Raw genomic sequence first — 12,244 nt, forward strand, 5'->3', positions numbered from 1 at the left:
CCTGTCACGTATTATTTGTACGCTTCCGGGGATTCATTAACTTGCTGCCTCGAGGCATCATGAATGATTTTGTGTCTCATTTATCTGTGAAAGCGCATTACAGAGTTGTTTTGCGGCGAGGATAATACGCGGGCTCGCGCGTTCGAACCAGTCACTATTAAGGGTAATAACCGGGATTTTTAGCTGATTTCCCCAGTATTGTTCGATTTTAAGATTTTCGCCCGAATTTCCGGTGGTAACGATAGCCTGAGGCGCTCTTGCCAGAACCTGTTCGCGGCTGACCTGCGGCCAGGGGACCCGGCTGCCGGCAAAGATGTTTTCTCCGCCACAGACCTCAAGAACCTGGTGCTGAATGGAGCCTTTCCCACTGGTAAACAACGGATTTGCGCCAAACTGAAGAAACACACGTTTTTTCGGTTTGTTGGCATACTGTGATTTTAGTGAAGCATACTCATCAAGCAAGGTTTTCGCGGCCTGTTTTGCCTGTTCAGGTCTGGGACTCCACGCCGCCAGTTGGCGCAGCGCGTCTGCGACTTGCTCAATGGTTACCGCATCCACCCAAATAACTTTAATTCCCAGGGCGGTCAGTTGATTCACCTGCCGTTCGGCGTTCCCTCCGCGCCAGGCGATAACTAAATCTGGTTTGAGCGCCACGATGCGTTCCAGATTCATGCCTTGCCAGGTTGAGACCTCTTCAATATTTTTGGCCTCGGGCGGGTAGTTTGAGTAGCTGCTGACGCCGACCGGGGTAATGCCGGCGGCAAAGGCCAGTTCGGTGTTAGCAGGGGAGAGTGAAACTACACGCGGTGCGGCACAGAGCCACACCGGAAGAGTGAAAAGCAGGGCGGCCAGCGCCCTGGGCATTAATTTAGCCATGCGCCAGTTTCTGTACCAGCGTTTCAACCATCAGGCTCGACTGTTTCGCGGCAACAACCAGGAATTCGTCAAAGCTGAGATGGGACTGCTGATCGGCGACATCAGAGATGGCACGAACCACCACGAACGGGACTTTAAAGTTGTGGCAAACGTGCGCAATTGCCGTGGCTTCCATTTCTACAGCAACTGCCTGCGGGAAATTATGTTTAATTTTTGCCAGGCCAACAGATCCATTAATGAAGGCGTCACCGCTGACAATCAGCCCACGAACGGCGTTCAGGTTGAGTTCTGCGATGCAGGACTCAGCCGCGGTGATCAGTGCGGGATCGGCTTTAAAGCCTGCCGGACAGCCCGGCAACTGGCCAAATTCATAGCCAAATGCGGTAACGTCAGCATCGTGATAACGTGCTTCATCAGAAACTACGATATCGCCGACTGTCAGCGTAGAGGCCAGGCCGCCCGCAGAACCGGTATTAATGATGGCATCCGGTTTGCAGCGTTCGAGCAAAAGCGTTGCGCCCAGTGCCGCAGCCACTTTACCGATACCAGATTTCAGTAGCGCAACCTCAGTACCGTTCAGTTGGCCGGTGTAAATTTCACAACCGCCGAGGGAGATAGTCTGACGGTTTTCGATTTTGTCACGCAGGAGCGTAACTTCTTCTTCCATTGCACCAATGATGCCGATTTTCATAGATTTACTCGCGATAAGCCAGATTTGAGGGCATAGTCTATCATGCGCTTAAGGGGTAGCGCATTTCTCAGGCGGGAGAGGACATGGCACAGATCGATTTCCGAAGAAAAATAAACTGGCATCGTCGTTACCGTTCGCCGCAGGGCGTGAAATCTGAGCATGAGATCCTGCGAATTTTTGAAAGCGATCGCGGACGTATTATAAACTCCCCGGCAATCCGCCGGCTGCAGCAAAAAACCCAGGTTTTTCCGCTGGAGCGTAATGCAGCGGTGCGCACACGTCTGACGCATTCGATGGAAGTTCAGCAGGTGGGACGCTATATCGCAAAAGAGATCCTCAGCCGACTAAAAGAGCTAAAGTTGCTGGAACAATATGGCCTGGATGAGCTGACAGGCCCTTTTGAAAGTGTTGTCGAAATGTCCTGTCTGATGCATGACATTGGTAATCCACCGTTTGGGCACTTCGGTGAAGCGGCGATTAACGACTGGTTCTGCCAGCGACTTTTTCCCGCGGATGCGGAAAGCCAGCCCTTAAGCGATGACCGCTGCCTGGTGGCGGCGCTGCGTTTGCGTGAAGGCGAAGAGTCTCTCAATGATATCCGCCGTAAAGTGCGGCAGGATTTGTGCCACTTTGAAGGTAATGCGCAGGGGATTCGGTTGGTACATACCTTGATGCGAATGAATCTTACCTGGGCGCAGGTTGGGGGTATTTTAAAATATACGCGTCCGGCATGGTGGCGCGGAGCTGCCCCGACAACACATAACTATTTAATGAAAAAACCGGGATATTACCTTTCCGAGGAACCGTATATTGAGAGGTTGCGTAAAGAATTATCTTTAGCACCTTACAGTCGCTTTCCATTAACCTGGATTATGGAGGCGGCCGATGATATCTCTTATTGTGTGGCCGACCTGGAAGATGCCGTTGAGAAAAGAATCTTCAGTGTCGAACAACTTTATCACCATCTGTACGAGGCATGGGGACAGCACGAAAAAGGTTCCCTGTTTACCCAGGTTGTTGAGAATGCCTGGGAGAAATCGCGCTCAAATACATTAAGTCGCAGTACGGAAGATCAGTTCTTTATGTATTTGCGAGTCAACACGCTGAATAAACTAGTACCGTATGCGGCCCAGCGTTTTATTGATAACTTGCCGCAGATTTTTGAGGGTAGCTTTAATCACGCGCTGTTGGAAGACGCCAGTAGCTTCAGCCAATTGCTCGGGGTTTATAAAAATGTGGCGATGAAACATGTGTTTAGCCATCCCGATGTTGAACAACTGGAATTACAGGGGTATCGGGTTATCAGTGGGCTACTGGAAATCTATAAGCCGTTATTAAAAATGACGCAATCAGACTTTACCGCGCTGGTTGAAAATGAAAGATTAAAACACTTTCCGATTGAGTCGCGATTATTTCAAAAGCTGTCTACGCGCCATCGGTTGGCTTACGTTGAGGCTGTTAGTAAAATATCGTCTGTTTCTGCAGAGTATCCGGTTTTTGAATATTATTATCGCTGTCGCCTGATCCAGGATTATATCAGCGGGATGACGGATTTGTATGCCTGGGATGAATACCGACGACTGATGGCGGTAGAACAATAAATACTCATTTGTAAAGACTGACAATAAAATTTTACTTTTTCCTGAAACTTTACTCTGGAACTTCGCGCTATAAAACGACTCTGACGTATACAGCAATTTTGCGTTATCTGTTAATCGAGAACGAAACACATGAAAAAAACCACATTAGCAATGAGTGCACTGGCTCTGAGTTTAGGTTTGGCGTTGTCCCCCCTGTCTGCAACGGCGGCTGAGACAGCGTCTTCAGCAGTGACGGCCCAGCAGATGCCAAGCCTGGCCCCGATGCTCGAAAAAGTGATGCCATCGGTGGTGAGTATTAACGTCGAGGGGAGCACGACGGTGAATACGCCGCGTATGCCGCGTAATTTCCAGCAGTTCTTCGGTGATAATTCCCCGTTCTGCCAGGATGGTTCTCCGTTCCAGAGCTCACCATTCTGCCAGGGCGGTGCGCCGGGCGCAGGTAATGGTGGCGGGCAGCAGCAGAAATTTATGGCGCTGGGTTCCGGCGTTATTATTGATGCCGCTAAAGGTTATGTCGTTACCAACAACCACGTGGTCGATAACGCCACGGTGATTAAAGTACAACTGAGCGATGGGCGTAAATTTGACGCGAAGATCGTCGGCAAAGATCCGCGCTCTGACATTGCGTTAATCCAGATTCAGGATCCGAAGAACCTGACAGCGATCAAGCTGGCAGATTCTGATGCGCTGCGCGTGGGTGATTACACTGTCGCCATTGGTAACCCGTTTGGCCTCGGTGAAACGGTAACTTCGGGTATCGTTTCTGCGCTGGGGCGTAGCGGTCTGAATGCGGAAAACTACGAGAACTTTATCCAGACGGACGCCGCGATTAACCGGGGTAACTCCGGTGGCGCACTGGTCAACCTGAACGGTGAGCTGATTGGGATTAACACCGCGATCCTCGCGCCTGACGGCGGTAATATCGGTATCGGTTTTGCTATCCCAAGCAACATGGTGAAAAACTTGACCTCGCAGATGGTTGAGTTTGGCCAGGTTAAACGTGGTGAGTTGGGTATTCTGGGCACTGAACTGAACTCTGAGCTGGCCAAAGCCATGAAGGTTGACGCACAGCGTGGCGCATTCGTCAGTCAGGTCATGCCGAATTCATCCGCAGCGAAAGCCGGTATCAAAGCCGGGGATGTGATTACCTCGCTGAACGGTAAGCCTATCAGCAGTTTTGCCGCGCTGCGTGCGCAGGTCGGCACGATGCCTGTAGGTAGCAAAATCAGCCTTGGTCTGTTGCGCGACGGTAAACCGGTCACTGTGAACCTGGAACTGCAGCAGAGTAGCCAGACTCAGGTAGATTCCAGCTCCATCTTCAAAGGGATTGAAGGTGCGGATATGAGCAACAAAGGCCAGGACAAAGGGGTCGTGGTAAGCGATGTGAAACCGAATACTCCGGCGGCTCAGATTGGCCTGAAGAAAGGGGATGTGATTATCGGTGCCAATCAGCAACCGGTGAAAAATATCGCGGAACTGCGCAAAATCCTCGATAGCAAACCGTCTGTTCTGGCGTTGAATATTCAGCGTGGTGACACCTCAATCTATCTGTTGATGCAGTAATCCTCTCAAACCCCTTCCTGTTACCAGGGAGGGGTTTCTTTTTGTGATACTTACCACAACTCCATACTTCTCTTCTTCGCTTTGTGCATTTGCACAATGTTGCTGCGTATGATCTTCCTTATGCTTGAGCTCTGCTCACAGGAGGGTTTATGGCTGGCTGGCATCTTGATACCAAAATGGCGCAGGATATCGTGGCACGCACGATGCGCATCATTGATACCAATATCAACGTAATGGATGCCCGTGGGCGGATTATCGGCAGCGGCGATCGCGAGCGTATTGGTGAATTGCACGAAGGCGCACTGTTGGTGCTTTCGCAGGGGCGCGTGGTGGATATCGATGATGCCGTCGCCAGGCATCTGCACGGTGTGCGCCAGGGGATAAACCTGCCACTACGGCTCGAAGGTGAAATTGTTGGCGTTATTGGTTTAACCGGCGAACCGGAACATCTGCGCAAGTATGGTGAACTGGTTTGTATGACCGCGGAAATGATGCTGGAACAGTCGCGTCTGATGCATCTGCTCGCGCAGGACAGTCGTCTGCGTGAAGAGTTGGTGATGAACCTGATTCAGGCCGAAGAAAATACTCCGGCGCTGATGGAGTGGGCACAACGTTTAGGCATTGATTTGAACCAGCCGCGCGTGGTGGCGGTGGTGGAAGTTGACAGTGGGCAGCTTGGCGTTGACAGTGCCATGGCAGAACTGCAGCAGCTACAAAATGCCCTGACTACGCCTGAGCGTAATAACCTGATTGCGATTGTTTCTCTTACCGAGATGGTGGTGCTGAAGCCTGCGCTTAATCAGTTTGGTCGCTGGGATGCGGAAGATCACCGTAAGCGCGTCGAGCAGTTAATTGCCCGGATGAAAGAGAATGGGCAGTTGCGCTTTCGCGTTTCTCTGGGTAACTACTTTACCGGACCAGGCAGTATTGCCCGTTCATATCGAACGGCACGTACGACCATGATGGTCGGAAAGCAACGTATGCCGGAAAGTCGCAGCTATTTCTACCAGGATTTGATGCTGCCGGTGCTGCTGGACAGCCTGCGCGGCGGCTGGCAGGCTAATGAGCTGGCGCGCCCACTGGTAAGGCTGAAAGCGATGGATAACAACGGCTTGCTGCGGCGGACATTAGCGGCGTGGTTTCGTCATAACGTGCAGCCGCTGGCTACATCTAAGGCATTGTTTATCCATCGTAATACGCTGGAATATCGCCTGAATCGTATCTCTGAGCTGACCGGGTTGGATTTGGGAAATTTTGATGACAGGTTGTTGCTGTATGTGGCGTTACAACTGGATGAGCAGCATTGATTGATTGCCTGATGGCGCTACGCTTATCAGGCCTACGAGGATATACCTGTAGGCCGGATAAGGCGTAAGACGCCGCCATCCGGCAACAAACTGCTTACTTACGCGTTAGTTTTTCCAGATCGGCTTCAATCTCGCTGATCTTGTTGGTGACGACGCTTTCCAGATGACGTAAATCATCAAGGATCTTGCGTTTAAGATCGACTTCACTACGATCGCGCAGACAGATCTGATCCAGTTCGTCGATCACGTAGCGCAGGTTCGGGCTTATCTCCTGCACTTCTTTGTAACCCTGGCCAACGCCATCGGCGACCACGGTTTTACGCTGACGGGGATATTTAAACTTTACGCTCTTGGCAAAAAACTCGCCTTTATCCTTCTGGAAATAGATTTTCAGGATATCGTTATTGGCTTCTTGCCGCAGGCTGTAACGATCGATCTCTTCAGGATTGGTAATGCCCAGACTTTTCAGATTGTCATACATAGCGGTACCCTTAAGCTCACTATAACCATTGAATAATTAACGAAAAGCCTTGTTTATGCCACTCGCAGATGTAAAAAAAGCGGGCCAGGCCCGCTTTTTCAAAATACCGTTAGTCGATGGTGCGTAACAGCTCGTTAATACCGACTTTTCCTCGCGTCTTAGCATCAACTTTCTTCACGATCACCGCACAGTAAAGGCTGTACTTGCCATCTTTCGACGGCAGGTTGCCTGATACTACAACGGAGCCGGCCGGGACACGTCCATAATGTACTTCACCCGTTTCGCGGTCATAAATACGCGTACTCTGGCCGATGTAAACGCCCATAGAGATAACGGAACCTTCTTCGACAATTACGCCTTCTACGACTTCAGAGCGTGCGCCAATGAAGCAGTTATCTTCGATGATGGTTGGGTTAGCCTGTAATGGCTCCAGTACACCACCGATGCCAACACCGCCAGACAAGTGGACGTTTTTACCAATCTGGGCACACGAACCTACGGTAGCCCAGGTATCAACCATGGTACCTTCGTCAACGTATGCGCCGATATTGACGTATGACGGCATCAGAACCGTATTACGGGCGATAAATGCACCCTGACGCACAGCCGCAGGCGGCACTACGCGAAAGCCTTCCTTCTGGAAGCGCGCTTCGTCATAGTTGGCGAATTTCATTGGTACTTTATCGAAGTAGCGGCTTTCCGCACCATCGATAACCTGGTTATCGTTAATACGAAAAGAGAGCAGTACCGCTTTTTTCAGCCACTGATGAGTGACCCACTGACCCTCAATCTTTTCTGCGACGCGCAGTGCACCGGAATCCAGCAGAGAAATAACCTGATTAACCGCTTCACGGGTTACGGTATCCACATTTGCCGGAGTGATGTCGGCACGGCGCTCGAAAGCGGACTCAATAATGTTCTGTAACTGCTGCATTGTTAAACTCTTTCCATATAAATAAAAAACATTACCCTTTATCGTTTGGATTGAGGGCCTCTGTCAACCGTTGATGCACTTCCTGTTGCAGCTCATTATTAAGGGCACGTCGGTCGGCTGTTGCGATTATGAATAAATCTTCTACTCGCTCGCCAATGGTTGTAATTCGGGCGCCATGCAGCGAAATTCCCAGATCGGCAAAAATCTGTCCGACCCGCGCCAGCAGTCCAGGCTGGTCGAGCGCGATAAGCTCCAGGAATGATTTACGGTCAGTATGCGTCGGCAGAAAAGTGACCTCGGTGTCGACGGTAAAGTGACGTAATTTTGCCGGTTGACGACGTGGCTGCGGCGGCTGCCAGCTACGCTGAGTGATCGCTTGCTCCAGCCCAAAACGGATCGCTTCGTGTCTGTCTGATGACAGCGGGCTACCATCCGGTTCCAGCACGATAAACGTATCCATCGCCATTCCATCACGTGTAGTGAAAATCTGCGCATCGTGGACGCTAAGATTACGACGATCCAGTTCTGCACAGACCGCAGCAAACAGGTAAGGACGGTCCGGGCTCCAGATGAAAATTTCTGTCCCGCCTCGTGTTGCCTGTGGGCTGAGTAAAATCAATGGATCGTTCAGATCATGCTGTAGCAGATGACGTGCGTGCCAAGCCAACTGGTTTGGACTGTGGCGCACGAAATAGTTGGCGCGACAGCGCGACCAGATGTGGTGTAGCGCTTCCTCATCAATATTATCCATACGCAGCAGCGCCAGTGCCTGAAGTTGGTGGTGGCGTACGCGCTCGCGCATATCCGGCGTGTTTTGCATTCCACGACGTAGCTGTTTTTCTGTGGCGAAGTACAGTTCTCGCAACAGACTTTGCTTCCAGCTGTTCCATAGGGTTTCGTTAGTGGCGCAAATATCCGCTACCGTCAGGCAGACCAGGAAGCGCAGACGATGTTCTGTTTGCACCTCCTCTGCGAATTGCTTAATCACCTCAGGATCCTGAATATCACGACGCTGAGCGGTAACTGACATCAGCAGATGCTGGCGTACAAGCCAGGCGACCAGTTGTGTTTCGCGGGAATTTAGTCCGTGTAATTCGGCGAATTTTAGAACGTCCTGGGCACCAAGAATTGAGTGGTCGCCGCCGCGTCCTTTGGCGATATCGTGGAACAGCGCGGCAATCAGAATCAGCTCCGGCTGGCGCAGGCGCGGCCAGAGATCCACACACAACGGGTGGCGCTGACGAGTCTCTTCCTTGGCAAAACTTTCCAGCTTTAGCATCACTCGGATGGTGTGTTCATCCACCGTGTAGGCATGAAACAGGTCAAACTGCATTTGGCCGACGATGTGCGACCATTGCGGCATATAGGCCCACAAAACACTGTGGCGGTGCATTGGCAGCAGACCGCGACTCACTGCGCCTGGATGTCGCAACATGCTGAGAAACAGCGAGCGGGCCTCCGGGATGTAGCACAGCGGTTGCGTTAAATGGCGGCGGGCATGGCGCAGATGACGCAACGTCGTGGAATAAATTCCAGTGATCGCGCTGTTACGCACCATAGTGTAAAACATTCGCAGAATCGCCTCTGGTTCACGGATGAACAGATCATCGTTGCGCAGGTCAATCAGTGTACCGCGCAGTTGAAAGTCATCATCAATCGGGCGTGGTTTTTCATCCGCAGGCAGGGCGAGGATAGCCTCGTCAAACAGCTGTAGCAGCATGTTGTTTAGTTCACTCACCCGACGCGTGACGCGAAAATAGTCTTTCATCATCCGTTCGACCGGCTCGTTGCCATCGCCGCTGTAGTTAAGCCGTTGGGCTACGCTCAACTGACGGTCGAACAGCAGACGGTTATCATAACGACTGACCACCAGATGCAGTGCGAAGCGAATGCGCCAAAGGATGTGCAGACATTCGTTGAGTTCGGCGCGCTCCGCCAGCGTCAGAAAACCGAACCCGACCATTTCATCAAGCGAGGTTGCGCCAAAATGGCGTCGGGCAACCCATTGCAGGGTGTGGATATCGCGCAGGCCGCCCGGGCTGCTTTTGATATCCGGCTCCAGATTGTAGCTGGTACCGTGATAGCGCTGGTGGCGCTGATTTTGCTCTTCCACCTTGGCGGCGTAAAATTTATCAGACGGCCAGAAACCTTCGCTAAAAATATGTTTCTGTAGCTCAAGAAACAGCGCTACGTCGCCGATCAGCAGTCGCGTTTCAATCAGGTTGGTGGCGACGGTTAAATCTGACAACCCCTCCAGCAGACACTCTTCCAGCGTGCGCACGCTGTGCCCAACCTCCAGCCTGACGTCCCACAGTAACGTTAACAGCTCGCCGACTTTCTCAGCTTGGGCGTCAGGCAGCTTTTTACGACTCAGGATCAGCAGGTCAATATCGGAAAGCGGATGCAGTTCACCGCGTCCATAGCCACCGACGGCAACCAGCGCCAGATCGGCGATCTGGCCGAAGCCAGCTTCAATCCACAGGCGTTGCAGCAACTGGTCAATAAATTCGGTGCGGGCTTCAATCAACTGTTCGGCAGAAATACCGCTGTCAAACGCTTCGCCTAACCAGTGCTGGAAAGTATCGATATGCGTTTTAATCCCGGTACAGTTGAGATCATGCTGTGGCCAGGTTCCAGGATTTTGCGGTTGGCCAGGCAGGGTGGGGAGGGCAGTATTTGCGTGCTGTTCAGGAAGAGTATTCATTGTGCGCCACCCATTAAAAAGCCGGATGACGGCGCTAACGCCTTATCCGGCCTACGAAGTAGAGCAATTTGTAGGCCTGATAAGATGCGGGGACATCGCCATCAGGCAAAAAATTATTCGTCGTGTTTGATGATCGCCGGGATGGTGTCATCCTTGCGTAACGTCAGAATTTCACAGCCGTTTTCGGTAACTACAATAGTATGCTCGTACTGTGCAGACAAGCTACGGTCTTTGGTTTTCACCGTCCAGCCGTCTTTCATGGTACGAATGCGGTAATCACCCGCATTCAGCATCGGTTCCACGGTAAAGGTCATGCCCGGCTGAAGTACTACACCGCCATCGTCAGCATCGTAGTGCAGAACCTGAGGTTCTTCATGGAAGCCGCGGCCAATACCGTGACCACAGTATTCGCGAACCACAGAGAAGCCTTCTCCTTCCGCGTATTTCTGAATCGCAGCGCCCAGCGTGCGCAGACGAATGCCTGGTTTTACCATCCGCAGCGCCAGATACAGGCTTTCCTGCGTAACGCGGCACAGACGCTCGCCGAGAATTGTCGGTTTGCCGACAATAAACATTTTTGAGGTGTCGCCATGGAACTCGTCTTTAATGACAGTCACGTCGATATTGACGATATCGCCATCTTTCAGATGTTTGGCATCATCCGGGATCCCGTGGCATACCACTTCGTTAATAGAGATGCACACAGACTTCGGATAACCGTGATAACCCAGGCAGGCGGATATAGCCTGCTGCTCATTCACTATGTAGTCATTACAGATGCGATCCAGTTCGCCGGTGCTGACACCCGGTTTGATAAACGGTTCGATCATTTCCAGCACTTCAGCGGCCAGACGACCAGCGACGCGCATTTTTTCGATTTCTTCAGGGGTCTTGATTGAGATAGCCATGAATTCTGTCCATCAGTGTCGATGATTTCGACAATAATTGTGTAAGTGCTGCCAATGGTAACAGTCCGGCGTACTTGCTGCCAAATTGAGAATCATTAACAGCACAGACCGCCAACAATTATTGGTGTCTGCGGCGTATTTGTGGTATAAAGCGCGCCGGACTTCCGTTCCATTCTCAGATACACAAGATGGACTGAAGCGACAAATCTCACTTTGTGTAACAACACACACGTATCGGCACATATTCCGGGGTGCCCTTTGGGGTCGGTAATATGGGATGCGTGGAGGCTTAACCCCAACTTTTATATATAGAGGTTTTAATCATGGCAACTGTTTCCATGCGCGACATGCTCAAGGCTGGTGTTCACTTCGGTCACCAGACCCGTTACTGGAACCCGAAAATGAAGCCGTTCATCTTCGGTGCGCGTAACAAAGTTCACATCATCAACCTTGAGAAAACTGTACCGATGTTCAACGAAGCTCTGGCTGAACTGAACAAGATCTCTGCTCGTAAAGGTAAAATCCTTTTCGTTGGTACTAAACGCGCTGCAAGCGAAGCGGTGAAAGAAGCTGCTAACAGCTGCGACCAGTTCTTCGTGAACCATCGCTGGCTGGGCGGTATGCTGACTAACTGGAAAACTGTTCGTCAGTCCATCAAACGTCTGAAAGATCTGGAAACTCAGTCTCAGGACGGTACTTTCGAAAAGCTGACCAAGAAAGAAGCGCTGATGCGCACCCGTGAGCTTGAGAAACTGGAAAACAGCCTGGGCGGTATCAAAGACATGGGCGGTCTGCCGGACGCTCTGTTCGTAATCGATGCTGACCACGAGCACATTGCTATCAAAGAAGCAAACAACCTGGGTATCCCGGTATTTGCTATCGTTGATACCAACTCTGATCCGGACGGTGTTGACTTCGTTATCCCGGGTAACGACGACGCAATCCGTGCTGTGACCCTGTACCTGGGCGCTGTAGCTACAACCGTTCGTGAAGGCCGTTCTCAGGATCTGGCTTCCCAGGCGGAAGAAAGCTTCGTAGAAGCTGAATAATAAGGCACGCTCGTTAGAGCCCTTATAGACCAGGTAGTATCACGTTTGGTTAGGGGGCCTGTATTAGGCCCCCTTTTTCACTTTTAAATCTGTGCGGTTTAATGCCGGGCAGATCAAATCTTCCGAGGAT

Annotated in this window: 10 protein-coding genes; 4 read left to right on the forward strand and 6 right to left on the reverse strand. The window is 51.4% G+C overall.

Annotated features, from left to right (window positions below; all coding sequences use genetic code 11):
• Window positions 1-57: 57 nt before the first annotated feature.
• Entirely contained in the window at window positions 58-876 is an 819-nt protein-coding gene (gene btuF, locus AACS05_RS03670) for a vitamin B12 ABC transporter substrate-binding protein BtuF (RefSeq protein ID WP_045439959.1), read from the reverse strand.
• A complete protein-coding gene (gene mtnN, locus AACS05_RS03675) occupies window positions 869-1,567 on the reverse strand; it encodes a 5'-methylthioadenosine/S-adenosylhomocysteine nucleosidase (protein WP_045439962.1) in 699 nt (232 codons plus the stop codon). Before mtnN ends, btuF begins: the two co-directional genes overlap by 8 nt.
• Before the next feature lie 83 nt (window positions 1,568-1,650).
• On the opposite strand from mtnN, the gene dgt reads away from it, so the two are divergent.
• The 3 genes from dgt to cdaR all read left to right on the forward strand — a co-directional run bounded on the left by dgt (window position 1,651) and on the right by cdaR (window position 6,038).
• Window positions 1,651-3,168 carry a dGTPase gene (gene dgt, locus AACS05_RS03680; protein ID WP_045439964.1) on the forward strand — a complete coding sequence of 506 codons (1,518 nt, stop codon included), beginning with the start codon at window positions 1,651-1,653 and terminating at the stop codon, window positions 3,166-3,168.
• 129 nt (window positions 3,169-3,297) lie between these two features.
• Window positions 3,298-4,731 (forward strand): serine endoprotease DegP, encoded by a 1,434-nt coding sequence (degP, locus tag AACS05_RS03685; protein WP_045439965.1) that lies wholly within the window; start codon window positions 3,298-3,300, stop codon window positions 4,729-4,731.
• A 149-nt stretch (window positions 4,732-4,880) separates the two neighbouring features.
• The gene (gene cdaR, locus AACS05_RS03690) at window positions 4,881-6,038 is read left to right on the forward strand and encodes a DNA-binding transcriptional regulator CdaR (RefSeq protein ID WP_003018564.1); all 1,158 of its coding nucleotides are present in this window, start codon (window positions 4,881-4,883) and stop codon (window positions 6,036-6,038) included.
• A 94-nt stretch (window positions 6,039-6,132) separates the two neighbouring features.
• Here cdaR and AACS05_RS03695 read toward each other — a convergent pair whose 3' ends face one another.
• The 4 genes from AACS05_RS03695 to map form a co-directional block, all read right to left on the reverse strand.
• On the reverse strand, window positions 6,133-6,519 hold the full coding sequence (locus tag AACS05_RS03695) for a DUF3461 family protein (RefSeq protein WP_045439967.1): 387 nt from the start codon (window positions 6,517-6,519) through the stop codon (window positions 6,133-6,135).
• A 109-nt stretch (window positions 6,520-6,628) separates the two neighbouring features.
• Window positions 6,629-7,453, reverse strand: coding sequence for a 2,3,4,5-tetrahydropyridine-2,6-dicarboxylate N-succinyltransferase (gene dapD / locus AACS05_RS03700; protein ID WP_045439968.1), 825 nt, complete (start codon window positions 7,451-7,453; stop codon window positions 6,629-6,631).
• A gap of 31 nt (window positions 7,454-7,484) precedes the next feature.
• Window positions 7,485-10,157, reverse strand: coding sequence for a bifunctional uridylyltransferase/uridylyl-removing protein GlnD (glnD, locus tag AACS05_RS03705; RefSeq protein ID WP_045439970.1), 2,673 nt, complete (start codon window positions 10,155-10,157; stop codon window positions 7,485-7,487).
• A 113-nt stretch (window positions 10,158-10,270) separates the two neighbouring features.
• Window positions 10,271-11,065 carry a type I methionyl aminopeptidase gene (gene map, locus AACS05_RS03710; RefSeq protein ID WP_045439973.1) on the reverse strand — a complete coding sequence of 265 codons (795 nt, stop codon included), beginning with the start codon at window positions 11,063-11,065 and terminating at the stop codon, window positions 10,271-10,273.
• A gap of 323 nt (window positions 11,066-11,388) precedes the next feature.
• Between map and rpsB the strand changes: the two genes are divergently transcribed.
• A complete protein-coding gene (rpsB, locus tag AACS05_RS03715) occupies window positions 11,389-12,114 on the forward strand; it encodes a 30S ribosomal protein S2 (RefSeq protein ID WP_003018553.1) in 726 nt (241 codons plus the stop codon).
• Window positions 12,115-12,244: the final 130 nt, after the last annotated feature.

Origin of the sequence: Citrobacter sp. S-77 (assembly GCF_963864895.1) — a bacterium.
Taxonomy (GTDB): Bacteria; Pseudomonadota; Gammaproteobacteria; order Enterobacterales; family Enterobacteriaceae; genus Citrobacter; species Citrobacter murliniae.